The sequence below is a fragment of the Pseudoxanthomonas sp. J35 genome (assembly GCF_000513995.1).
Classification (GTDB): domain Bacteria; phylum Pseudomonadota; class Gammaproteobacteria; order Xanthomonadales; family Xanthomonadaceae; genus Pseudoxanthomonas.
Genome location: NZ_AZVB01000020.1, coordinates 64,646 through 88,749 on the forward strand (window position 1 = coordinate 64,646; position 24,104 = coordinate 88,749).

At 72.4% G+C, this 24,104-nt stretch carries 19 protein-coding genes; 9 read left to right on the forward strand and 10 right to left on the reverse strand.

Annotated features, from left to right (window positions below; translation table 11 throughout):
- The first annotated feature begins 84 nt into the window (after positions 1 to 84).
- On the forward strand, positions 85 to 555 hold the full coding sequence (gene rlmH / locus PSEJ35_RS0111000) for a 23S rRNA (pseudouridine(1915)-N(3))-methyltransferase RlmH (RefSeq protein ID WP_028917839.1): 471 nt from the start codon (positions 85 to 87) through the stop codon (positions 553 to 555).
- A gap of 109 nt (positions 556 to 664) precedes the next feature.
- Here rlmH and PSEJ35_RS0111005 read toward each other — a convergent pair whose 3' ends face one another.
- A complete protein-coding gene (locus PSEJ35_RS0111005) occupies positions 665 to 1,330 on the reverse strand; it encodes an energy transducer TonB (RefSeq protein WP_028917840.1) in 666 nt (221 codons plus the stop codon).
- A 334-nt stretch (positions 1,331 to 1,664) separates the two neighbouring features.
- Positions 1,665 to 2,378, reverse strand: coding sequence for an SIMPL domain-containing protein (locus PSEJ35_RS0111010; RefSeq protein ID WP_028917841.1), 714 nt, complete (start codon positions 2,376 to 2,378; stop codon positions 1,665 to 1,667).
- Positions 2,379 to 2,538: 160 nt separating this feature from the next.
- On the opposite strand from PSEJ35_RS0111010, the gene PSEJ35_RS16070 reads away from it, so the two are divergent.
- From PSEJ35_RS16070 to PSEJ35_RS16075, 3 genes are read left to right on the forward strand one after another with little or no spacing between them, the layout of a single operon-like run.
- Positions 2,539 to 3,144 carry a Maf family protein gene (locus PSEJ35_RS16070; protein WP_037083107.1) on the forward strand — a complete coding sequence of 202 codons (606 nt, stop codon included), beginning with the start codon at positions 2,539 to 2,541 and terminating at the stop codon, positions 3,142 to 3,144.
- A gap of 8 nt (positions 3,145 to 3,152) precedes the next feature.
- On the forward strand, positions 3,153 to 4,640 hold the full coding sequence (rng, locus tag PSEJ35_RS0111020) for a ribonuclease G (RefSeq protein ID WP_028917842.1): 1,488 nt from the start codon (positions 3,153 to 3,155) through the stop codon (positions 4,638 to 4,640).
- A gap of 24 nt (positions 4,641 to 4,664) precedes the next feature.
- Positions 4,665 to 8,534, forward strand: a complete 3,870-nt coding sequence (locus PSEJ35_RS16075) for a YhdP family protein (RefSeq protein ID WP_037083109.1) — start codon at positions 4,665 to 4,667, stop codon at positions 8,532 to 8,534.
- A gap of 140 nt (positions 8,535 to 8,674) precedes the next feature.
- Here PSEJ35_RS16075 and PSEJ35_RS0111030 read toward each other — a convergent pair whose 3' ends face one another.
- On the reverse strand, positions 8,675 to 9,403 hold the full coding sequence (locus PSEJ35_RS0111030; RefSeq protein ID WP_028917843.1) for a DUF6065 family protein: 729 nt from the start codon (positions 9,401 to 9,403) through the stop codon (positions 8,675 to 8,677).
- Positions 9,404 to 9,509: 106 nt separating this feature from the next.
- Between PSEJ35_RS0111030 and tldD the strand changes: the two genes are divergently transcribed.
- Positions 9,510 to 10,961 (forward strand): metalloprotease TldD, encoded by a 1,452-nt coding sequence (tldD, locus tag PSEJ35_RS0111035; RefSeq protein ID WP_028917844.1) that lies wholly within the window; start codon positions 9,510 to 9,512, stop codon positions 10,959 to 10,961.
- Positions 10,962 to 11,016: 55 nt separating this feature from the next.
- Here tldD and yjgA read toward each other — a convergent pair whose 3' ends face one another.
- The gene (gene yjgA / locus PSEJ35_RS0111040) at positions 11,017 to 11,637 is read right to left on the reverse strand and encodes a ribosome biogenesis factor YjgA (protein WP_028917845.1); all 621 of its coding nucleotides are present in this window, start codon (positions 11,635 to 11,637) and stop codon (positions 11,017 to 11,019) included.
- A gap of 167 nt (positions 11,638 to 11,804) precedes the next feature.
- Between yjgA and pmbA the strand changes: the two genes are divergently transcribed.
- Positions 11,805 to 13,160: a metalloprotease PmbA gene (pmbA, locus tag PSEJ35_RS0111045; RefSeq protein ID WP_028917846.1), complete on the forward strand. Its 1,356-nt coding sequence runs from the start codon at positions 11,805 to 11,807 to the stop codon at positions 13,158 to 13,160.
- A gap of 65 nt (positions 13,161 to 13,225) precedes the next feature.
- Complete coding sequence (locus PSEJ35_RS0111050) at positions 13,226 to 13,579, forward strand: DUF4870 domain-containing protein (protein WP_028917847.1); 354 nt, start codon at positions 13,226 to 13,228, stop codon at positions 13,577 to 13,579.
- Positions 13,580 to 13,658: 79 nt separating this feature from the next.
- Here the strand turns inward: PSEJ35_RS0111050 and PSEJ35_RS0111055 are convergent, their stop codons facing one another.
- The 6 genes from PSEJ35_RS0111055 to dnaE form a co-directional block, all read right to left on the reverse strand.
- On the reverse strand, positions 13,659 to 14,564 hold the full coding sequence (locus PSEJ35_RS0111055) for a farnesyl diphosphate synthase (protein WP_028917848.1): 906 nt from the start codon (positions 14,562 to 14,564) through the stop codon (positions 13,659 to 13,661).
- On the reverse strand, positions 14,554 to 14,811 hold the full coding sequence (locus tag PSEJ35_RS0111060; protein WP_028917849.1) for an exodeoxyribonuclease VII small subunit: 258 nt from the start codon (positions 14,809 to 14,811) through the stop codon (positions 14,554 to 14,556). The genes PSEJ35_RS0111055 and PSEJ35_RS0111060 overlap by 11 nt, the downstream gene beginning before the upstream one ends.
- 32 nt (positions 14,812 to 14,843) lie before the next feature.
- Positions 14,844 to 16,169, reverse strand: coding sequence for a tRNA lysidine(34) synthetase TilS (gene tilS / locus PSEJ35_RS0111065; RefSeq protein WP_028917850.1), 1,326 nt, complete (start codon positions 16,167 to 16,169; stop codon positions 14,844 to 14,846).
- Positions 16,170 to 16,193: 24 nt separating this feature from the next.
- Positions 16,194 to 16,376, reverse strand: a complete 183-nt coding sequence (locus PSEJ35_RS17255; RefSeq protein WP_156924801.1) for a hypothetical protein — start codon at positions 16,374 to 16,376, stop codon at positions 16,194 to 16,196.
- A gap of 74 nt (positions 16,377 to 16,450) precedes the next feature.
- Positions 16,451 to 17,410, reverse strand: a complete 960-nt coding sequence (locus PSEJ35_RS0111075; RefSeq protein ID WP_028917851.1) for an acetyl-CoA carboxylase carboxyltransferase subunit alpha — start codon at positions 17,408 to 17,410, stop codon at positions 16,451 to 16,453.
- A 378-nt stretch (positions 17,411 to 17,788) separates the two neighbouring features.
- Entirely contained in the window at positions 17,789 to 21,358 is a 3,570-nt protein-coding gene (dnaE, locus tag PSEJ35_RS0111080; protein WP_028917852.1) for a DNA polymerase III subunit alpha, read from the reverse strand.
- A 115-nt stretch (positions 21,359 to 21,473) separates the two neighbouring features.
- On the opposite strand from dnaE, the gene PSEJ35_RS0111085 reads away from it, so the two are divergent.
- Positions 21,474 to 22,724 (forward strand): DUF418 domain-containing protein, encoded by a 1,251-nt coding sequence (locus PSEJ35_RS0111085; RefSeq protein ID WP_028917853.1) that lies wholly within the window; start codon positions 21,474 to 21,476, stop codon positions 22,722 to 22,724.
- Between the two features lie 114 nt (positions 22,725 to 22,838).
- Positions 22,839 to 24,098 carry an FAD-dependent oxidoreductase gene (locus tag PSEJ35_RS0111090; protein WP_028917854.1) on the forward strand — a complete coding sequence of 420 codons (1,260 nt, stop codon included), beginning with the start codon at positions 22,839 to 22,841 and terminating at the stop codon, positions 24,096 to 24,098.
- The last annotated feature ends 6 nt before the right edge of the window (positions 24,099 to 24,104 follow it).

Here is a 24,104-nt window from a genome sequence, read left to right on the forward strand (position 1 = left end):
CGTAGCACGTGCATGCAGGGGCATATCAGCGCTGTCGCGATGGAATAGCCCGGCATCGGCGCGCGCGCCGCTATCATGGCCGGCATGAAGGCCCGACTGATCGCCACCGGCGAGCGCGCTCCGCCCTGGGTGGCGGAGGGTTTCGCCGAATACCGCAAGCGCCTCTCGCACTGGCTGCCGCTGGAGCTGGTCGAGGTCGAGCCGGGCATGCGCGGCAAGGGCCGCGATCCGCAGCGGGCGATCGAGGAAGAGGGCAGGCGCGTCCTGGCCGCGCTGCCGAAGAACGCGCACGTGGTCGCGCTGGACGTGCCCGGGAAGCAATGGTCGTCCGAGCAGCTGGCGCGGCGCATGGAGCACTGGCGCCAGCAGGGTCGCGACCTGGCCTTCCTGATCGGCGGCCCCGAGGGCCACGCGCCGGAAGTGCTGGCCGCCGCCTCCGAGTCCTGGTCGCTGGGCCTGCTGACCCTGCCGCACATGCTGGTGCGGCTGGTGGTGGCCGAGCAGCTGTACCGCGCCGCGGCGCTGCTGGCCAACCACCCCTACCACCGCGCCTGAGGCGCGGCTGCCGCGGAGCGGATGGCATGGCGCGGTGGCCGGCGCGCGTGGCGCATCGATGTCCGCGCCCGAAGAATCGTGCACGCGCCGGGGCGCGTGCAGGCGGCGCTCATTGCAGGGTGAAGCTGATCGGCACCAGGCCCCAGGCCTGCACCGCGCGTCCGTCGCGCATGGCCGGCTCGAAGCGCCAGCGCTGCTGCACGTGGCGCACCGCCTCGCGGTCCAGCGAGCGGTGGCCGCTGCCGCGCTCGACCGCCACTTCCAGCGGCCGGCCATCGACGTCCACGAGGATGCGCAGCAGCACCACGCCCTCGGCGCCGGTGCGGATGGCGTCGCGCGGATACGGCGGCGGTGGCGCCACCGCGTAGCGCAGTTCGGCGCCCTGCAGCGGCTGGCCGTCGCCGGCCGGGGCCAGTCCGCCGGGAGTGCCGGCGGTGGGCGCGGGATCGATGGCGAGGGTGCCGAAATCGATCACCGCTTCGACCGGAGCCATCCGCGGTTCCGGCGTGGCCACCGGTTCGATGCGCGGCAGCGTGCGGGGCTGGGGCTGCGGCGGCTGCACCAGCTGCGGTGGCAGGGGCGGAGGCGGCGGGACTTCGGTGATCTTCCAGCGCTCCGGTTCGGAGGTCGGGCGGGCCGTCTCCACCGGCGACTGGACCAGCGGAACGAGCAGCACCAGGAAGGCCAGCGCGTGCACGGCGATGGCGAAGCTGATGGCGAGGATGCGCTGGAAGTCCAGGCGCGGGGTGTCATCGGACGGCAGCGTGCGAACCATGGTCCACCTCCATTGCAGGAATGACGGAGGAAACAACACACGGACATGGCGGCCGGGGTTTGGCCGCGATGGCCCGGTTCCAGACTGCGCCGGGCCATTCGCCTGACGCAAGCTCCCAGGTTGCGTCCTCGACCAAAGTCAGGGGTGCGGTGCCCGTCGCCAGGGTCGGGCTTGCCCGGCTCCCACGCTGGATGCCGCACGCCCGCGAAGAACAGTGGGGCAGAGGTGCTGATGGGGCACCACGCATCCGGATGCGTGGGAGCGGGGCAAGCCCCGCGCTACAGGAGCATCGCCGCAGCCCGGACAAGGCCTCTCCCATGGGGAGAGGGGGCGCTCAGCGCCCCAGCTCGAACACCACGTCCAGGTTCACCGAGACACTGCTTTCGCCGGCGGCGACCGGGGTGCTGTCGTAGGCCTCGGCCTTCATCATCGCCATGCGCGGCATCGGCGGCGGCAGCGCCGCGCCGCCCTCGCTGATGCTGACGATGCGGCGCACGCGCAGGTCCAGGGCCTTGGCGTAGGTATCGGCGCGGTCGCGGGCGCGGCGCAGCGCCTCGACGCGGGCCTGGTCGTACAGCGGCTCCGGATCGTCGATGCCGAAGCTCGGGCCGTTGATCTGGTTGGCGCCGCTGGCCACCAGCGCGTCCAGCACCTTGCCCATCTTCGCCACGTCGCGCAGCTTCACGTTGACCGTGTTGCTGGCCTGGTAGCCGGTGATGCGCGGCGGCTGGTTCTCCTCGTAGCGGTACTGCGGGTGCAGGTTGATGCCGCTGGTCTGCACGTCCTTCTCGGCCACGCCGGCGGCGCGGATCGCGGCCAGCACCCGGTTCATCTGCTCGGCGTTCTGGCGCATCGCCGTGTTGCCGTCGGCGGCCTGGGTGACCACCCCGGCCGAGACCGTGGCGATGTCCGGCGCCCGGCTGGCCTGGGCCTGGGCCGAGACCGACAGCAGGGTGCCGTCGGGCGGCAGCGGCGGGGCGCCCGACGGCTGGGCGGCGGCCGGGGCGGACAGGGCGAGGGCGAGCAGGACGGCAATCGGGTAACGCATGTAAGGCTCCTTTCCTGGGATGCGATGACAGTGGCCGTGCGGGGGTTGCCGCAGGGTCGGTTCGTGGGGATGAACGCGCGGTGAGTCCGGCCGGGGTTGGCGGGCCGAACCGCCGGTCCGGCCACGGTTCAGCCAGCCGGGCCGGGTTATCCTTGCCTCCATGCTGTATCTGGCCTCGAAATCCCCCCGCCGCGCCGAGCTCCTGGACCGGATCGGCCAACCCTACCGCCTGCTCGACGTCGACGTCCCGGAAGTCCGGGCGCCGGGCGAGGGGGCGGCCGACTACGTGCGCCGGGTCGCCCGCGACAAGGCCCGGGCCGGCTGGGCGCGGGTCGCCGGCGAGCCGGGCGCGCGCGTGCTGGGTGCCGACACCGAGGTGGTGCTGGACGACGAGGTCTTCGGCAAGCCGGCCGACGCCGCCGACGCGGCGGCGATGCTGCGACGCCTGTCCGGCCGCGCCCACACCGTGCTGTCGGCGGTGACCGTGATCGACGCGGCCGGCGAACGCCAGGCACTGTCGGTGACCGAGGTCCGCTTCGCCACGCTGGACGAGGAGGCCATCGCCCGCTACGTCGCCACCGGCGAGGCCATGGGCAAGGCCGGTGCCTACGGCATCCAGGGCCGCGCCGAGGTGTTCGTCGAGCACCTGGCCGGCAGCTACTCCGGCGTCATGGGCCTGCCGCTGCACGAGACCGCGCGGCTGCTCGCCGCGCCGCCGGCCGCGCCGGCGCAAGCGGGTGGCGCCACCGTCGCCGTGGCCGGGTGAGCGGGCGCATGTCCGAGGAGATCCTGGTCAACGTCACTCCCCGCGAGACCCGCGTGGCGGTGGTCGAGAACGGCATGCTGCAGGAGCTGCACATCGAGCGCGGCTGGCGGCGTGGGGTGGTCGGCAACATCTACAAGGGCCGCGTGCAGCGGGTGATGCCCGGCATGCAGGCCGCGTTCGTCGAAGTCGGCCTGGAGCGCGCCGCGTTCCTGCACGCCAACGACGTCATCCGCCCGGTGCCGGTCGATGCCGGCATCGCCGACGACGCGCCGCCGCAGCCGCTGGCCACGCCCTCGATCGTCGAGCTGCTGCGCGACGGCCAGGACATCGTCGTGCAGGTGGTGAAGGACCCGATCGGGACCAAGGGCGCGCGCCTGACCACCCAGATCAGCATCCCCTCGCGCTACCTGGTGCTGCTGCCGCAGTCGCGCAGCATCGGCGTGTCGGCGCGGATCGAGGACGAGGCCGAGCGCCAGCGGCTGAAGACCCTGGTCGCCGACCTGTCGGCCAGCTACGGCGGCCACGGCTACATCGTCCGCACCAACGCCGAGGGCCAGCCAGCCGAGGCGCTGGCAGAGGACATCGCCTACCTGTCGCGGGTGTGGAACGTGGTCGAGCGCCGCGGCCGCGAGGCGCCATCGGGCACGATCATCTACGAGGACCTGAGCCTGCCGCTGCGCGCGGTGCGCGACCTGATCCGCCGCGATGTGGAGAAGGTGCGCGTGGACTCGCGCGACACCTACGACCGGCTGCAGGCCTTCGTCGCCAAGTACATGCCGGTGCTGGCCGAGAAGATCGAGCTGTACGTCGGCGACCGCCCGATCTTCGACCTGTACGGGGTCGAGGACGAGATCGGCCGCGCCCTGGACAAGCAGGTGCCGCTGAAGTCCGGCGGCTACCTGGTCATCGACCAGACCGAGGCGATGACCACCATCGACGTGAACACCGGCTCGTTCCTCGGCCAGCGCAACCTCGAGGAAACGGTGTACCGCACCAACCTCGAGGCTGCCCAGGCGGTCGCCCGCCAGCTGCGCCTGCGCAACCTCGGCGGCATCATCATCATCGACTTCATCGACATGACCGACCCGGAGCACCGCCGCCAGGTGCTGCGGACGCTGGAGAAGTCGCTCTCGCGCGACCACGCCAAGACCACGGTGTACGACTTCTCGCCGCTGGGCCTGGTCGAGATGACCCGCAAGCGCACGGTCGAGAGCCTGGAGCGCCAGCTGTCGGAAACCTGCCCGCAGTGCAGCGGGCGCGGCACGGTGAAGACCGCCGAGACGGTGACCTACGAGATCTTCCGCGAGATCACCCGCGCGGTGCGCCAGTTCGATGCCGCGCGCCTGCTGGTGATCGCCTCGCCCAAGGTGGTGGCGCGGATCACCGAGGAGGAGTCGGCCGCGGTGGCCGAGCTGGAGGAGTTCCTCGGCAAGACGATCCGCTTCCAGGCCGACGAGCAGTACCTGCAGGAGCAGTTCGATGTGGTCCTGCTCTGACCGCAGGCGCGGCGCGGAGGCCTGATGCCCACCCCGTTGCGCCGCCGCCTGCGCCTGGCTCGCCGCTGGGCCGCCTACCTGCTGGCCGTGGTGCTGGTGGCGATGGCGCTGGTGCTGGGCGCGGTGAGCCAGCTGCTGCCGCTGGCCGAGCGCCATCCCGAACGCATCGCCGCCTGGCTGAGCGAGAAGGCCGGACGTCCGGTCGCCTTCGACCGCGTGCGCACGCAGTGGACCCGCCGCGGCCCGCTGCTGCAGCTTGAAGGCCTGCACGTCGGCGCGCCGGGCGCGGGCGTGCACGTCGGCCAGGCCGAGGTGCTGGTGTCTATGTATGCCGGCCTGCTGCCGGGCAGCTCGTTCACCGAGCTGCGCCTGCGCGGCCCGTCGCTGACCCTCGAGCGCGACGACGACGGCCGCTGGTCGGTGCGCGGCCTGCCCACCTCCGGCGCCGCCGCCGGCGATCCGCTCGAGTACCTGGAAGGCCTGGGCGAACTGCAGGTGATCGGCGGCAGCCTGGACGTGCGCGCGCCGCAGCTCGGCCTGCGCACGCGCATCCCGCGGATCGACCTGCGCCTGCGCGTCAACGACCAGCGCGTCGACGCGGGCGCGCGCGCCTGGATCCGTCCCGACGGCACGCCGGCGCGGATGGCGTTCGATTTCGACCGCGGCAGCGGCGCCGGCCGCGCCTGGTTCGGCCTGGACACCGAGGCGCTGGGTGCGTGGGCGCCGCTGCTCAACCGCGCGGGGATCACGGTGGCCGACGGCCGCGGCCATGTCGAGGTCTGGGCCGAACTGCGCCAGCACCGCGTGGTCCTGGCCACCACCCGATTCGAGCTGCGCCACCTGCTGCTGGCCGGCGCGCCGCTGACCGACGGACTGCTGCCGCAGGTGCGCCTGGACGAACTGCGCGGCCGCGCGCGCTGGCGGGTGACCGCGCAGGGCTGGCGCCTGGATGCACCGCAGCTGCAGGTGGCCGACGAACGCGGTGCGCAATCGCTGGACGGCCTGCTGCTGGCCGGCGGCCAGCGCTACGCGCTGCAGCTCGAACGGGTCGACGCAACCCCGCTGCTGGCCGTGGCCGCGCTGTCCGACGCGCTGCCGCCGGGCCTGCGCGGCTGGCTGCGCGAGGCCGCGCCGCAGGCGCAGGTGTCGGCGCTGGAAGTGGCCGGCATGCGCGGCGGCCCGATGCATGCGCAGGGCCGGCTCGAACGGATCGTGTTCGACCCGGTCGGCGACGCCCCCGGCATGGATGGCCTGTCCGGCCGCTTCGAAGGCGACGGCCAGGGCTGGCAGCTGGCGCTGGACCCGCGCAGCGCCCTGCGCTTCGACTGGCCCAGCGGCTTCGGCGTGCCGCACGAGCTGGCGCTGGACGGCACCCTGCTGGCCTGGCGCGAAGGCGCCGGCTGGGAGGTGGGCACGCCTGCGCTGCGCCTGGATGGCGGCGACTACGCCGCCAACGTGCGCGGCGGGCTGTGGTTCCAGGGCGACGGTACCCGCCCGTGGATCGGCATTGCCGCCGACATCGACGACGCGCCGGTGCCGGTGGCGAAGAAGTTCTGGGTCCACCACCGCATGTCCAGGGCGGCGGTGGACTGGCTGGGCATGGCGCTGGAAGACGGCGTGGTCAGCGGTGGCCGCGGCCTGGTCGCCGGCGACCTGGACGACTGGCCGTTCACCGGCAACAACGGCCGCTTCGAGGCCACCGCGCATATCCGCGACGGCCGCATCCGCTACCAGCAGGACTGGCCGGTGCTGGAAGCGCTGGACGCCGAGGTGGCCTTCATCGGTAACGGCTTCAGCCTGCAGGGCCAGGGCACGACCCGCGGCCTGCCGATCCAGCGCCTGCAGGCCGGCATCGCCGACTTCAGCCACGCGCCGCTGAAGGTGCGCGCCAGCGCGCGCGGCGACGCGGCGAACATGCTCGAGCTGCTGCGCGACAGCCCGCTGGACCGTGAACACCACGAGACCTTCGCCAACCTGGAAGCCTCCGGCCCGGCGGCGACCCTGTTCGCCCTGGACCTGCCGCTGGGCGCGGGCGGGGGCCCGGCGCGGATCGACGGCAGCGTCGCCCTCGACGGCGCGCGCCTGGTCGAGAAGCGCTGGAACCTGGCCTTCGACGCGGTGCGCGGGAACGCGCGCTACGACGGCAACGGCTTCGACGCCGAAGAACTGGCAGTGCGCTATCGCGGCCAGGACGGCACGCTCGCGCTGCGCGCCGGCGGCCATGCGAAGGACGCGGCCAATGCCTTCGAAGCCAGCCTGGACGCGCCGATGGACGCGGCCGACCTGTTCGCGCGCGCCCCGGAGCTGGACTGGCTGGCGCCGCGCGTGCAGGGCCGTTCGCCGTGGCGGCTGGACGTGGCCCTGCCGAAGCAGGCGCGTGGCGACCTCGTCGGCACGCTGCAGCTGCAGTCGAACCTGGCCGGCACCCGCCTGGACCTGCCGTCGCCGCTGGCCAAGCCGGCCGGCGACGCGCTGGCCACGACGGTGAAGCTGGGCCTGCCGCTGGGCAGCGGCCCGATCGACGTGGCCTTCGGCGACCGCATGGCGGTGCGCGCGCGCCAGCGCGACGGCCGCACCGGCGTGCGCGTGCTGCTGGGCGCGGCCACCGTGGACGCCGAACCGCCGGCGTCGGGCATCGTGGTCGGCGGCCGCACCACGTCGCTTGACGCGCTGGAATGGATCGGCCTGGCCAAGGGCGGCGGCGATGGCCCGGCGCTGCGCCAGATCGATGTCCTGGCCGACGAGCTGCATCTGCTCGGCGGCGTGTTCCCGGATACCCGGCTGCAGCTGCGCCCGGAAGGGCAGGCGTTGCAGGTGGACGTGGAGGGTCCGGCGCTGGCCGGCCAGGTGCGCGTGCCCGGGCAGTCCGGGGCGACCGTGGAAGGGCGCTTCGGCCGCTTCCACTGGCAGCCGCCGGCGAGCGTGGCGAAGGCGTCGGCTTCGGGCGGCGAGGTCGCGCGCGATGCGGTGGCCGCGGCCAATACCACCGAAGGCACCGATGTCGAGGCGCCACAGCCAGCCGACGAGGGTTTCGATCCGGCGGCGATCCCGCCGCTGGCGTTCGATATCGACGACCTGCGCTACCGCGACGCGGCGCTGGGTCGCGCCCTGCTGCGCACCCGCCCGGTGCCCGGCGGGCTGCGCGTGGAGCAGCTGCAGGTGCAGGCCGGCGAACAGAAGATCCAAGCCACCGGCGAATGGCTGGGCCAGGGCGAGGCCGCCCGCACCCACCTGGCGCTGACCGTCGACAGTCGCGACATGGGCGCGCTGATGGACGGCCTGGGCTACCGCAACTGGCTGGCGCGCGGCGAAGGCAAGGTCAGCTTCGACGCCAGCTGGCCCGGTTCGCCGGCAGGCTTCCGCCTCGGTGGGCTGCAGGGCAGCCTGCGGATCGCCGCCCGCGATGGCCAGCTGCTGGAAGTGGAGCCCGGCGCCGGCCGCGTGCTCGGCCTGTTCAGCCTGGCCCAGCTGCCGCGCCGGCTGATGCTCGACTTCCGCGACTTCTTCTCGCGCGGCTTCGCCTTCGACCGGCTGGAAGGCAACGTGCGCTTCGCCGACGGCCAGGCCCAGACCGACGACATGCTGATTGAGGGCCCCGCCGCCGATATCCGCATCCGCGGCACCACCGACCTGCGCGCGCAGCGCTTCGACCAGACCATCGACGTGCTTCCCAAGTCCGGCAACCTGCTGACCGTGGTCGGCGCGGTGGCCGGCGGTCCGGTCGGCGCGGCGGTGGGCGCGGCGGCCAATGCGGTGCTGTCCAGGCCGCTGGGCGGGATCGGCGCCAAGACCTACAAGGTCAGCGGGCCTTGGAAGGAACCGAAGGTCGAGGTGATCGGCCGCGAGCAGTCGCGCCGCGAGCACGAAGAGGCCGAGGCGCAGGACGCCGGCTAGGCGGTGGCGTGCGACCGGGCCGGGTTACGGGTGCGGCCGTGTCATCGGTATCGGGAAATACGCAGGGGGGCGCGGTCGCTCCGGGCGTGCGGGGGAATCATGCGGAGGGAGTCGGGCAAGCCCGACTCTACAGAGGGCGGCTATTTGGCGCGGGTGAACTGCGGCAGGCGCAGCTTCACCCGGTGGCCTTCGGCCGGGCAGCCGCGCACGTCGACGCCGCGGAAGTAGCCGCGCTGCCACTGCTCGCGCGCCGCTTCCGATTGCGGATCCGGCAGTTCCTGCAGGAAATGGCCGCGGCTGTGGGTCCAGGCGTGGTACTGCGAGTGCAGGTCCGGCGCCTCCGACAGCGGCCGCCATTCGGCGCTCACGCCCTCCAGCAGCGGCCGGTGCAGCGGCAGCAGGTGGCAGAACGGCTCGCCGGCCTCGAAGCGCACCCGGCCGGGGCGGGTGAACTTCCAGTTCATGGTGAACGGATAGGGGCTCCAGCCGGTCTCGACCACGCCGGTCAGCGCGGCGATGCCGTCGCGCGGGCGGTTGACCGGGCCGGTCACCATCAGTTCCACGTCCGCGTCGCTGCGGAACAGGCAGGGCACGTGGAAGGTCAGCACGCCGTAGCCGAAATGGCTCACCGCCGGCGCCGAGGTGCCCGGGTCGGGCGTGACCTTCACGTCCTCCAGCGCGTCGCCGCCGCTCCATTCGGCGCTGAAGCCGGTCTGGCACAGCAGTTCCCAGCCATGCACATTGGCCATGTCCAGCGGCAGGCAGCGGTAGGCGTAGCGCTGGTCGGTGCGCTCCATCCAGTCGCGCTCGCGAGGTGCCGGGCGGATGTCCAGGGTATGGCCGTCGATCACGTAGGCGGTCAGCTTCATCGGGCGTGGCGGTCAGGTCCGGAAGAGGGTGGTTAAGGCCGCCGGGCGGCCAGCTGTCATCATAGGCATGCTTGCCATCCCCGGCGCCCGCCCCCATACCCCGTACATGACCTCGACCACGCTCGCCCTCGCCGAAAACCGCCTGCTCGTCCCCGGCGGCCTGGACCCGTCCGGGCTCGACCGCGCCTTCTCGGCCCTGCTGGGCCCGGGCATCGATTTCGGCGACCTGTATTTCCAGCATTCGCGGCGCGAGAGCTGGACCGTGGAGGACGGCATCGTCAAGGACGGCGCGCACTCGATCGAGCAGGGCGTGGGCGTGCGCGCGATCGCCGGCGAGAAGACCGGCTTCGCCTATTCGGACGACATCAACGCCGAGGCCCTGCGCCTGGCCGCCGGTTCGGCGCGGGCGATCGCCCGCGACGGCGCGCGGGTGGAGCGGCAGCTGGTCCGCACCGGCGCGCCGGTGGTGCGCGACCTGTACCCGGCGCTGGACCCGGTCGACGGCATGGGCAACGAGGACAAGGTCGAGTTGCTGCGCTCGCTGGACCGCCTGCTGCGCGCGGCCGACCCGCGTGTGGTGCAGGTGTCGGTGAGCCTGTCCGGCGGCGTGGACACGGTGCTGGTGGCGCGCAGCGACGGCGTGCTTGCCGCCGACGTGCGCCCGCTGGTGCGGCTCAACGTGCAGGTGATCGTCGAACAGGGCGGGCGCCGCGAATCCGGCTATGCCGGCGGGGGCGGCCGCTATTCCTACGCCGAACTGTTCTCCGGCGGGCGCCCGGAGGCGCTGGCGCGCGAGGCGCTGCGCCAGGCGCTGGTGAACCTCGACGCGATCGACGCGCCGGCCGGGACCATGCCGGTGGTGCTGGGCGCCGGCTGGCCCGGCGTGCTGCTGCACGAGGCGGTGGGCCACGGCCTGGAAGGCGACTTCAACCGCAAGGGCACCTCGACCTACGCCGGCCGCCTCGGCCAGCGCGTGGCCGCGCCGGGCGTGACCATCGTCGACGACGGCACCCTGGAGGGCCGCCGCGGCTCGCTCAACATCGACGACGAGGGCGAGCCGACCCGCTGCACCACCCTGATCGAGGACGGCGTGCTGGTCGGCTACATGCAGGATTCGCTCAACGCCCGGTTGATGGGCATGGCGCCCACCGGGAATGGCCGGCGCGAGTCGTTCGCGCACCTGGTGATGCCGCGCATGACCAACACCTACATGCTCGCCGGCACGCACGACCCGGCAGAGATGATCCGCTCGGTGAAGAAGGGCCTGTACGCGGTCAACTTCGGCGGCGGCCAGGTCGACATCACCAGCGGCAAATACGTGTTCTCGGCCACCGAGGCCTACCTGATCGAGGACGGCAAGGTGACCGCGCCGGTGAAGGGCGCGACCCTGATCGGCAACGGCCCGGAAACCATGCAGAAGGTGCGCATGGTCGGCCACGACCTGGCCCTGGACGAGGGCGTGGGCGTGTGCGGCAAGGACGGGCAGAGCGTGCCGGTGGGCGTGGGCCAGCCTTCGCTGCTGATCGACGGCCTGACCGTCGGCGGAACGCGGGCGTGAGGCGCGGCGCGTGAGCCCGGCGGCGCGGCCGCCGGCACGCCACGGTCCGGCGCGCCTATTCGTCGTCGCCGGGTTCGAAGCCTTCGCCGGCCTCGTCGAAATCGAACGCGTCGCTGTCGGCGGCATCGTCGGCGTGCGCGACGGCTTCGCCGGCGCCGCCGGCCAGCAGCAGCGCACGCAGTTCGCGGAACAGCTCGCGGAAGGCGCGCGGCGGCTTGTTGCGCCTGCGCTCCTCCAGCGTGCTGCGGACCAGCTGGCGCAGGCGCTGGCGATCGGCGCCGGGGTGCTCGTCGAGCAGCTCGGCCAGCGCCGCGTCGCCTTGGGCCAGCAGGCGCTCGCGCCAGGCCTCGACGCGGTGCATCGCGGCGACCTCGCGGCGCGCGGCCTTGCCGTCCTCGTCCAGCGCGTCGCGGATCGCGTCGAGGGTCTCGTCGTCCTCGCGCCGCATCTGCTTGGCCAGGTAGGCCAGCTGCCGCTTGCGGGCGATGTGCGCGGTGATCTTGCGGGTGTGCTCCAGGTGCGGCAGCAGGTCCTCGGGGATCGGCAGTTTGGCCAGCTGGCTCGGCGTGAGGCTGGCGAGCTTCTCGGCCAACTCCAGCACGCCCAGCGCCTCGCGGCGCTGCTGGCTGCGGCTGGGGGAAAGGTACTCGCCGGTTTCTTCGTCGCGTCCGCGCATGGGGCTGGGGCTCTGTTCAGTGCGGTGGATTCTACCCGCCCGGCCATGAATACCGCGGGCCCGGCACGTCGCCGGCGCCCGCTGGCGCGGATCCCGGCAGGCCGCCGGACGCGCCGCCCGCGTCGCGCGGGCACGCAGACTGGACTTCGGAATCACAGGTGGAACCCTTGAACGACATCGTGCACAACGACGACAGCCGGCAGCGCCTGGAGCGGCTGGCGGAGATCTCGCAGCGCCTGCTCGACCGCGCCCGCGCGCTGGGCGCCAGCCAGGCCGAAGTGAGCTGCAGCGAGGAACGCGGGCTCAACGTCTCGGTGCGGATGGGCGAGGTGGAGACGGTCGAGTCCACCCGCGACCGCGGCATCGCCGTGACCGTGTACTTCGGCAGGCGCAAGGGCAGCGCCAGCACCGCCGACCTGCAGGAATCCAGCCTCGACGCCACCGTCGAGCAGGCCTGCGCGATCGCCCGCCATACCGAGGACGATCCGGCCGCCGGCCTGGCCGACGCGGAGCTGATGGCCACGGAGTTCCCCGACCTGGACACCTGGCATCCGTGGGCGCTGGAAGCGGACGAGGCGATCGACCTGTGCCTGGCCTGCGAGGCCGCCGGCCGCGAGGCCGACGCGCGGGTGACCAATTCCGACGGCGCCTCGCTGGGCAGCGGCGAGAGCCTGTCGGTCTACGCCAACAGCCACGGCTTCATCGGCCGCGAGCGGGAGACCCAGCATTCGCTGGGCGTGGCCCTGATCGCCGGGCAGGGCGAGGGGATGCAGCGCGACGGCTGGTACAGCATCGGCCTGGCGCAACGCGACCTGGAGGCGGCGGCGGCCATCGGCCGGCGCGCGGCCGAACGCGCGGTGTCGCGGCTGGCGCCGCGCAGCGCGCCGACCGGCGAGTTCCCGGTGCTGTTCTCGGCCGAGGTCGCCCGTTCGCTGGTCGGCCACCTGATCAACGCGGTGTCCGGCGGCGCGCTGTACCGGCGCGCCAGCTTCCTGCTCGACAGCATGGGCACGCGCCTGTTCCCGGAGTGGTTCTCCATCCAGGAGCGCCCGCTGATGCCGCACGGCCTGCGTTCGACCGCGTTCGACGCCGACGGCGTGGCCACCCGCGACAGCGCCCTGGTCGCCGGCGGCGTGCTGCAGCGCTACGTGCTAGGCAGCTATTCGGCGCGCCGGCTGGGCCTGCAGACCACCGCCAACGCCGGCGGCGTCCACAACCTGGAAGTGGCGGCCAACGCCGGCACCCTGCAGGAACTGCTGGCCGGGATGGGTCGCGGCCTGCTGGTCACCGAGCTGATGGGGCAGGGCGTCAACAGCGTCACCGGCGACTATTCGCGCGGCGCCGCCGGATTCTGGGTGGAAAACGGCCAGCTGGCCTACCCGGTCGACGAGCTGACCATCGCCGGCAACCTGCGGGCGATGTTTGCCGGGATCGAGGCGGTGGGCCGGGAGGTGGACTCCCGCTCGCACATCCGCACCGGTCCGGTCCTGGTGGGGCGGATGACCGTGGCCGGGGGGGATTGATATGCTCGGGCCGGCTACACCACTACTTGCGGTGTCCGGCACCGCTTCGCCATGGGGGAACACCAATGAACGACTACAACACCACCGCCCAGCCGCAGAACGATGACCGCACCATCGCCATGCTGGTGCACCTGTCGGGCATCCTGCTCGGCTTCATCGTTCCGCTGATCGTGTGGCTGATCAACAAGGACCGCCCCGAGAAGGCCTTCCTCAACGACCAGTCCAAGGAAGCGCTGAACTTCCAGATCACCCTGCTGTTCGTCTACATCGTCGGCACGGTCCTGACCATCATCCTGATCGGTGCGCTGATCAACTTCCTGGCCTGGATCGCCTGCATCATCCTGAGCATCATCGCCGGCCTGGCCGCCAACCGTGGCGAGGAATACCGCTATCCGTTCGCGATCCGGCTGATCAAGTAAGTCGTACCCCATCGCAGATGGACGAAGGGCCCGGCATCGACCGGGCCCTTCGCGTTCCTGCGTCCTGCACGGCGCGGTGTCAGTGGTTGCGCCGCACCGCCATCTCGCCCAGCGCATCCAGCAGCGCGCAATCGCCGCCGATGCCGGCCAGCGCCGCGCGCATCTCCGTCGCCAGCTGCTCGAGCCTGGCGCGCGCGCCGTCCACGCCCAGCAGGGCCGGGTAGGTCGACTTGGCCTGGGCCACGTCCTTGCCGGCGGTCTTGCCCAGCGTTTCGGAACTGGCCTCGATGTCGAGCAGGTCGTCGCGGACCTGGAAGGCCAGGCCCAGCGCGTCGGCGTAGCGGTCAAGCTGCGCCAGCGTGCCGGCGTCGGCGCCGCCGCCCAGCGCACCCATGCGCACCGCGGCGCGGATCAGTGCGCCGGTCTTGAGCGCGTGCATGCGCTGCAGGCGGGCGAGCGGTTCGGAAGCGTCGCCGGCCGTGGCGGGGCGGCCGCCGCTGCCGGTGGCGTCGATGTCCAGCGCCTGGCCGCCGCACATGCCGGCCACGCCGGAGGCGCTGGCCAGGGTGCGTACCCAGTCCACGCGCAGTGCCGCCGGGGCGTCGGCCTCGGCCAGGGCGGAGAAGGCCAGGGTCTGCAGCGCATCGCCGGCGAGGATCGCGGTGGCCTCGTCGAAGGCCACGTGCACGGTGGGGCGGCCGCGGCGCAAGTCGTCGTCGTCCATCGCCGGCAGGTCGTCGTGGACCAGCGAGTAGGCGTGGACCAGCTCGACCGCGGCGGCTGGCGCGTCCAGTGCCGCCTCGTCGGCGCCCAGCGCGGTGCCGGCGGCGTAGACCAGCAGCGGGCGCATGCGCTTGCCGCCACCGAGGGTGGCGTGGCGCATGGCAGCGTGCAGGCGCGAGGGTTCCTGTGCCGGGTCGGGCAACAGGCGCTCGAGCGTCGCTTCGGTGCGCGCGGCCCAGCGCGCGAACGCCTCACTCGCCATCAGGGCCGGCGAAGGGTTGGGCGCTGTCGGGCTGATCGGGATCGGTGAGCAGGCGCACGCGCAGTTCGGCCTGTTCCAGCGCGGTCTGGCAGCGCCGGTAGAGGCCGATGCCGCGCTCGTACGCGGCCAGCGAATCTTCCAGGCTCATCTCGCCCTGTTCCATCTTCTGGACCAGTTGTTCCAGCTCGTCCAGCGACTGTTCGAACTGCGCGACGGGCGAGGCGTCGCCGGAGGTTTTCTTGGACATGGGGGAAGTGTGCGCGGTGCGGCGGCCGGGGGTCAACGCGGGGGCATGCTGCCGGGCGGATGCCAGGCCAGCTTCCAGCCGCGGGCGTCCAGCCAGCGCGCCAGGGCGTCGGCCAGGACGACGTCGCCGGCGGCCAGCACGGTGCCTTCGGCGGCGGACAGCAGCGGCAGGTGGCGCCGCCGCCAGGGCGGGACACCGCGCTCCTGCAGCACGTGCTTGAGCGCGTGCGAATGCGTGCGGCCGGGCAGGGTGATGCGCTCGCCGCCCTGGCGTGCGTGCACGCGCAGCGCGGCGTCGAAGCCCGTTGCGCCGCCGTCGCCGGCGTGCAGCCGGAGGAGGCCGCCGTCGGGCAGGCGCAGCGGCGCGCGGCCGTCCCATTCCACGCTCCAGGACGGCGGCAGCGGCCCGCGCACGCGGTCGGCGTGCAGCAGTCCGCGCCAGCGCTCCATCGAGGCGCCCGCCCAGGCGAAGCGGGGCTGGGCGTCGGCGCGTGCCGCCAGCAGTTCGCGTTCGATCCGTTCCACCGCGTGGCCGGGCAACGGCGGCAGGCCCAGTTCGCGGACCCAGCGGCGCAGCAGGCGCGCGCGGCGTTCCGGCGGCTGGCTTTCCAGCAGCTGGAGCGGCAGCGCGTGCGGATCCGCGCCGGCGTGTTCGCGCAGCAGCTGCGCGTCGGCATCGGCCAGCAGGGCGTCGGCCTGCGCGCACAGCTGCGCGCTGCGGGCCAGCGCGGCGGAGGCATGGGGCCAGCGTTGGCGCAGCAGCGGCAGCACCTGCAGGCGCAGGAAGTTGCGGTCCGGATCCGGGTGGAGGTTGCCCGGGTCCTCGATCCATTCGAGGCCGTGCGCGCGCGCGTAGTCGAGCAATGCGTCGCGCGGCAGCTCCAGCAGCGGCCGCCACTGCCAGCCGTGGCCGCGCGGCCGCAGCGGGCGCATCGCGCCCAGGCCTTCGGGCCCGGAGGCGCGCAGGGCGCGCAGCAGGAAGGTTTCGGCCTGGTCGTCGAGGTGGTGGGCGGTGGCCAGCACGTCGCCCGGCGCGAGCGTCGACAGCAGCGCGGCGTAGCGCGCCTCGCGCGCGGCGCCTTCCAGGCCCAGCCCGGCATCGCGCGGCACCCCCACTTCGATCACCTGCAGCGGCACCTCCCAGGCGGCGGCCTGGCGCGCGCAGTGCGCGGCCCAGTGGCCGGCATCGGCATGCAGGCCGTGGTGCACGTGCACGGCGCGCAGGTCGCGGGCGCGCGCGGCCGGTTCATGGGCAAGCGCGTGCAGCAGCGCGGTCGAATCCAGACCACCGCTGAAGCCCACGACCAGCGCGCCGGTCGCGGGCAATGCATCGAGGGGAAGCGGCAGGCGAGGGGGCATGCCGCAATGGTAGCCGTCGCCGGCTCAGCGCACCTGTCGCAGGACCACCACGATGGCGAAGATCCAGCACACGGTGACGAACCAGGCCGGCACCCAGCCGGAAGCGATGCCGCGCCGGTTGCGCGCCAGCCGGTTCACTGCCAGCGCCAGCAGCAGCGGCACCACGAACAGGCCGACCGGCAATGCCCATCCCGGAAGTGCACCCATGGCCGCTCTCCCCGAACCCTGGAGTCCTGCGCGACAGCATACGCGCCGTCGCGCGGGATGGCGGGTCGCCGCGGTTACGCCGCCTCGTAGGCGCCGTAGCCGTGCAGGCGCTTGTAGCGGCGCTGGACCAGCTCGTCGGTCGGGATCTTCTCCAGCGCGTCGAGCTCGTTGAGCAGGACGGCCTTGAGCCGGCGCGCCATCTGCTTCGGGTTGCGGTGCGCGCCGCCGGTCGGCTCGCGCACGACCTTGTCGACCAGGCCCAGCTCCTTCAGGCGCTTGGCGGTCATGCCCAGCTGTTCGGCGGCTTCCTTGGCCTTGCCGGCGTCCTTCCACAGGATCGAGGCGCAGCCTTCCGGCGAGATCACCGAGTAGGTGCTGTACTCGAGCATGATGGTCGCGTCGCCGACGCCGATCGCCAGGGCGCCGCCGGAGCCGCCTTCGCCGATCACGGTGCAGATCACCGGGACCTTCAGCTCGGCCATCTCCAGCAGGTTGCGGGCGATCGCTTCGGACTGGCCGCGTTCCTCGGCGTCGATGCCCGGCCAGGCGCCGGGGGTGTCGATGAAGGTGAGGATCGGCAGGCCGAAACGTTCGGCCAGCTTCATCAGGCGCAGGGCCTTGCGGTAGCCCTCGGGCTTGGGCATGCCGAAGTTGCGGCGCACCTTCTCCTTGGTGTCGCGGCCTTTCTGGTGGCCGATGACCATGACCGGGCGGCCGTCGATGCGGGCCAGGCCGCCGACGATGGCCTTGTCGTCGGCGAAGGCGCGGTCGCCGGCCAGTTCCTGGAACTCGTCGCAGATCACGCGGACGTAGTCGAGGGTGTACGGGCGGGCCGGGTGGCGCGACAGCTGCGAGACCTGCCAGGAGCTCAGCTCGCGGAAGATCTGGGCGGTGCGCTTGCGCAGCTTGTCCTGCAGGGCGCGCACTTCGGCGTCGACGTTGACCGCCGGGCCGGTGCTGGCATTGCGCAGCTCCTGGATCTTGGCTTCCAGGTCGGCGATGGGCTGCTCGAAATCGAGGTAATTCGGGTTCATCCGTGGGCTGACGCTGCCGGAGTACGGGAAGTCGGGGAGTGTAGCCGAACCGCCCTGAAGGGACCGGACCGTATGGTACGGAGATGTGATGGCGTCTCGCTTCCTCTCCCCTCTCCCGGCCGGGTGAGACGTCTAACCGCATCGTCCAGCCCCACGCTTTTGCACACCCCCGCGCTACCGCGTCCTCGGGTGCGTTCCGGTCGTGCCTTCGTTCGTTTCTTCCCCTCCCCTCCGGGGGCGCCCCTGTAGAGCGGGGCTTGCCCCGCTCCCACGCATCCGGAGGCGTGGGGCCATCAGGGCTTCGCCTCGCTGTTCTTCGCGGGCGTTGGGATATCGGGCGGGGGAGTCGGGCAAGCCCGACTCTACGTGTGGGGGCGCTCAGTGCGCCCAGGGGCGGGCGATGGCGACCTTGACGGCGCGGACGCCGGGTTGGGCGCGCAGGGCGTCGAGCAGGGACGGGGCGACACGGACGGAGTTGGCACCGTTGAGGTCGAGGACGCCGGTGGCGGCGTTGGCGCCGCGGCCGACCTGCAGGTGCAGGCGCAGCGGGGTGGGGCCGGGGCGGTGGCGGGCCAGCACTTCGTCGATGCGGTTCCACACGCTGGAATCGCGCAGGTCCACGCGCAGCGACAGGCGCTGCGCGTGGCTGGCGCAGAGCTGTTCGAAGTCCCAGGCCTGCTTCAGGCGCAGGCTCCAGCCGCCGTTGAACTCGTCCTCGCGCAGGCCGCCCTGCACGACCAGCACGCGGTCGCGCACCAGCAGGCTGGAGAGCTCGGCGGCGGCCTCGGCGAACACGCCGCATTCGAGGCGGCCGCGGCCGTCTTCCAGCTGCACGAAGACCTGGCTGTCGCCCTTGCGGCGGATGCCGACGACCATGCCGGCCACCACCACCTGCACTTCCGGCCGCCAGCCGCGCTTCTCGCCCTGCGAGGCGGCGCCCCACAGGCGGTCGAGCTCGCCCAGGTCGCTGCCGACCAGCTGGCGCACTTCGTCGCGGTACGGGTCGAACGGGTGGCCGCTGAGGTAGTGGCCGAGGGTCTCGCGTTCGCCGTCCAGCAGCTGGCGCAGCGGCCATTCGTCGGATTCGGGCAGGTCCAGCGCCAGCGCCGGGCCGGCGTCGGCCGAGGGCATGCCGAACAGCGAGACCTGGCCGGCCGCCGCTTCCTTGGCCATCTGGTCGGTGGCCTTCATCACTTCCGGCAGCTGCAGCATCAACGTGGCGCGGTTGCGGCCCAGCGCGTCCAGCGCGCCGGCGTTGACCATCGCCTCCAGCGCGCGGCGGTTGAGCTTGGTCGAATCGACCCGGCGGCAGAAGTCGAGCAGGTCGCGGTACTCGCCGCCACGCTCGCGCTCGGCGACGATCGCCTCGCACAGGCCGCGGCCGACGCCCTTGATCGCGCCGAGGCCGTAGCGGATGGTGTCGGCGGTCACCGCCTCGAACATGTAGTCGGAGTCGTTCACCGCCGGCGGCAGCACCTGCAGGCCCAGGCCGCGGGCCTCGTTGAGGAAGCCGACCACCTTGTCGGTGTTGTCCATGTCCGAGGACAGGGTCGCGGCCATGAACTCGGCCGGGTAGTGGCGCTTGAGCCAGGCGGTCTGGTAGGAGACCAGCGCGTAGGCGGCGGCGTGCGACTTGTTGAAGCCGTAGCCGGCGAACTTCTCCATCAGGTCGAAGATCTCGTCGGCCTTCTTCTCGTCGACGCCGCCCTTGGCCGCACCCTCGCGGAACATCTCGCGGTGCTTGGCCATCTCCGCCGGGATCTTCTTGCCCATCGCGCGGCGCAGCAGGTCGGCGCCGCCGAGCGAGTAGCCGCCGACGATCTGCGCCATCTGCATGACCTGCTCCTGGTACACCATGATGCCGTAGGTGTCCTTCAGGATGGCTTCGGTGCGCGGGTCCGGATAGACGATCTCCTCCTGCCCGTGCTTGCGCGCGTTGAACGAGGGGATCAGGTCCATCGGGCCGGGGCGGTACAGCGACACCAGCGCGATCAGGTCCTCGAAGCGGTCCGGGCGCGCGTCCTTCAGCAGGCGGCGCATGCCCGAGGATTCGAACTGGAACACCGCGCCGGTGTTGCCGCTGGCGAAGATGTCCCTGTACGTGGCCACGTCGTCCAGCGGCAGCGAGGCGATGTCCAGCGGCGGGATGCCGGCGCGCTCGTGGCGGCGGTTGATGGCCTTCACCGCCCAGTCGATGATCGTCAGCGTGCGCAGGCCGAGGAAGTCGAACTTCACCAGGCCCACTTCCTCGACGTCGTTCTTGTCGAACTGGGTGACCGGGTTCTTGCCCAGCCCGTCGTGGTCGTGTTCGGCGAACAGCGGGCAGAACGTGTACAGCGGCGCCGGCGCGATCACCACGCCGCCGGCGTGCTTGCCGGCGTTGCGGGTCAGGTCCTCCAGCTGGCGCGCCAGGTCGATCAGGTCGCGCACGTCCTCTTCGGAGCCGTAGCGCTGGATCAGCTCGGGCGAGGCCATTTCCTCGTCCTTGCCTTCGCCCATCGCGTCCTTCAGCGAGATGCCGAGGATGTTCGGGATCAGCTTGGCCACGCCGTCGACGAAGCCGTACGGGAAGCCCAGCACGCGGCCGGCGTCGCGCACCACCGCCTTGGCGGCCATGGTGCCGTAGGTGATGATCTGGCTGACCCGCTCGCGCCCGTACTTGCGGGCGACGTAGTCGATCACCTCGTCGCGCCGGTCCATGCAGAAGTCGATGTCGAAGTCGGGCATCGACACGCGTTCCGGGTTGAGGAAGCGCTCGAACAGCAGGTTGTACGGCAGCGGATCGAGGTCGGTGATCTTCAGCGCCCACGCCACCAGCGAGCCGGCGCCCGAACCGCGGCCCGGGCCGATCGGGATGCCCTGGTTCTTGCCCCACTGGATGAAGTCGGCCACGATCAGGAAGTAGCCGGGGAAGCCCATCTTGATGATGGTGTCCAGCTCGAAGTCCAGGCGCGCGAAGTAGTCCTCGCGGGTCTTGCCCGGGGCCAGCGGGTTCTTCGCCAGGCGCTCTTCCAGGCCTTCGTGGGACTGCTTGCGGATCCAGCTGTCCAGGGTCTCGTCGTCCGGCACCGGGTAGTCCGGCAGCGCGTACTTGCCCAGGGTCAGCTCGAGGTTGCAGCGGCGCGCCAGCTCCACCGTGTTGCTGATCGCGTCGGGGATGTCGGCGAACAGCGCGGCCATCTCCGCCGGCGACTTCAGGTACTGCTCGGGGCTGTAGTCGCGCGGGCGCTTGGGATCGTCCAGCACGCGGCCGGAGGCGATGCACACGCGCGCCTCGTGCGCGTCGAAGCCGGCGCGGTCGAGGAAGCGCACGTCGTTGGACGCCACCACCGGGATGCCGCGCGCGGCCGATGCGTGCAGGGCGAAGCTGTTGAACGCCTCCTCGCCGTCGCGGCCGGTGCGGGTCAGCTCCAGGCACAGGTTGCCGTCGAAGTCGCGCTGCCAGTCGGCCAGCTGCTGCTGGGCCAGGTCATGGCGGTTCTCCAGCGCCAGGCGGCCGGCCAGGCTCTCGCGGCCGGCCAGCAGGATCAGGCCGCTGCCGCATTCGCGCACCCATTCCGGGCGCACGGCCACGCCGCCTTCGGCGCGGTGGCCTTCCATCCAGGCGCGGGTCAGCAGGCGCGACAGGTTGAGGTAGCCGCCGTGGTCGCGGACCAGCGCGGTCAGCCGCCACGGGGCCTCGCCGGGACCGGCGGCCACCGCCAGGTCGGCGCCGGCGATCGGCTTGATGCCCACCGCCTCGGCCGCCTTGTAGAACTTGATCAGGGCGAAGAGGTTGTTGAGGTCGGTGACCGCCAGCGCGGGCAGCCCCAGTTCCACCGCGCGGCTGAGCAGGTTGGCCTGCTTGGCCTTGGCCGGGTCGGCCTGGTCCGGTTTTTCGGGCACACGGATGGTCGAGTCCGCGAGCGAAAACTCGGTGTGCAGGTGGAGGTGGACGAAGCCGGACATGAGCCGAGCAGGGTACCGGCGGGGGGAGGGGGGGACAAGGCTTGACGGGCGGGGGAGGGCGACACTTCCGCGGCCGGATCGGCCATCATCCGCCGGTCCTCCAAGAGTCTTGCCGATGATTGAGACCGCCCTGCAGCCCGTCGCCCCCGCCGAACGCCTGTCCCACCTGGACGCCCTGCGCGGGTTCGCCCTGCTGGGCATCCTGCTGATGAACATGGAAGCCTTCACCGGGCCGATGCTGGCTTCCGGCAGCGGCCTGGATCCGGCCCTGTCCGGCATCGACCGGATCGCCGACGGCCTGGTCTACTTCTTCGTGCAGGGCAAGTTCTTCACCCTGTTCTCGCTGCTGTTCGGCATGGGCTTCGCGGTGATGTCGCAGCGCGCCGAGGCCGCCGGCGGCGACTTCGCCGGGGTCTACTGGCGGCGCGGGCTGGTGCTGCTGGCGATCGGCCTGCTGCACGGGGTGCTGGTCTGGTCCGGCGACATCCTGGCCACCTACGCGCTGCTGTCGTTCCTGCTGCTGGCGTTCCGGCCACTGCCGGCGCGCTGGCTGGGCTGGCTCGGCGCGCTGGTCTACCTGGGGGGGCCAGGACTGGTGTTCGCCCTGGCCCTGCTGAGCTGGGTGGTGTCGCTGGCTCCCGAGGGCGCGGACGCCTGGGACCGGGCCATCAGCCAGGGCGGCGCGCAGATGCTGGCGCTGGTCGACGATGCGCGCCGGGTCTACGCCTCCGGCAGCTACGGCGAAGCGGTGACGCAGCGCCTGCGCGAACTGGGCGCCTCGCTGGGCAACATCACCGTGTTCGGACCGCTGGTGTTCGGCATGTTCCTGCTGGGCGCGGCCTTCGTGCGCAGCGGCGCGATGGTGGAGCCGGCGCGCCATGCGCGCCTGTTCGCGCTGCTGCGCTGGGTGGCAATGCCGCTGGGCCTGCTGGCGATGACGGCCTCGTTCGCGCTGGCCTCGTACTTCCCGCTGGACCGCTTCGACCTGCGCACCGGGTCCGCGCAGGCGCTGGGCTTCGTCGCCAGCGGGCTGATGTGCCTGGGCTACATGGCCTGGCTGCTGCGCGCGTTCGCGACCCGCGCCGGCGCCCGCCTGGCAGCCTGGCTGGCCCCGGCCGGGCGCATGGCGCTGACCAACTACCTGATGCAGTCGGTGGTGTGCACGCTGGTGTTCTACGGCTACGGGCTGGGCTTCTTCGGGCGGATGCCGCGGGCCTGGCAGGTGCTGTTCGCGCTGGGCCTGTTCGCGCTGCAGATGCTGCTGAGCCGCTGGTGGCTGCGGCGCTTCCGCTTCGGGCCGGCCGAATGGCTGTGGCGTTCGCTGACCTACTGGAAGGCGCAGCCGATGCGCGTGGCCGCGGCCTGAGCGGAAGCCCGGCGTACCGGTCCCCGGATGCGCTTCGCTTATCCGGGCTACGGAGCGTGGTTGCGTTGGCAACTGCGTGCCGCGTGCGGCAGGCGGACGGGTAGACTTGCGAGCGTGAACCCCCACCAAGACGACGTCCTCATCCTCGGCGGCGGCGCGATCGGCCTGGCCACGGCGCTGGCCATCCTCGAAAGCGGCCGCGGCGTGCGGGTGCTGGAAGCGGCCCGCGTCGGTGGCGCCACCTCGCACGGCAACTGCGGCACGATCACTCCCAGCCACGCGCCGCCGCTGGCCGCGCCCGGCGTACCGCTGCGCGCGCTGAAGTGGATGCTGACCCCCGATGCGCCGCTGTACCTCAAGCCGCGCGTCGACCCGGTGCTGTGGCGCTGGCTGCTGCGCTTCGCCGCCCGCTGCAACCCGCGCGACTGGCTGGACAGCACCCGCGGCCGCGCGGCGATCCTCAACGATTCGCGCGCGCGGCTGAAGGACTGGGTGGAGCGCTACGGCCTGGAGTGCGAATTCGGCGAGAACGGCCTGGACTACGTGTTCCGCGATCGCCGCAACTTCGAATACCACGCCGCCGAATGCGGACCGCTCAACCGCATGGGCATCGCCACCGAAGTGATCGACGGCGACGCCTACCTGCGCGAGGAACCGGCGCTGCGCGAGGGCGTGGTCGGCGCGATCCGCTTCCCCGACGACGCCCACCTGCGTCCGGACCGCTACGTGGCCGAGCTGGCCAGGGTGGTGCGCGAGCGTGGCGGGGTGATCGAGGAAGGTTGCCGGGTCGAGGCGCTGCTGCCGGAAGCCGACGGCGTGCGCGTGCGCATTGCCAATGGCGGCGGCGAGCGCCGCGGCCGCGACGCGGTGGTGGCGATGGCGGCGTGGACGCCGGCGTTGATCCGGCCGCTGGGACTGCGCCTGCCGATCCAGCCCGGCAAGGGCTATTCGATCACCTATCCGAAGCTCGGCCTGGCGCCGCGCCGGCCGCTGGTGCTGAAGGACCGCTCGGTCTGCGTCACCGCCTGGGGCAGCGGCTTCCGCCTCGGCAGCACGATGGAATTCTCCGGCCAGGACGGCACCCTCAATCCGGTGCGCCTGGCCGCCCTGGAACGCGCCGCCCGTGAATACCTGCGCGAGCCGCCGCCGGCGGAGGCGGCGCTGGAGAAGTGGTACGGCTGGCGGCCGATGACCTTCGACGACCTGCCGGCGCTGGGCCGCTCGCCGCGCCATCCTCACGTCTGGCTGGCGGCCGGCCACGGCATGCTCGGCATCAGCATGAGCGCGGCGACCGGCCAGCTGGTCGCCGACCTGATGACCGGGCGCGACCCGGCGATCGATCCGTCACCGTACCGCGTCGAGCGGTTCCAGTAGGAGGCA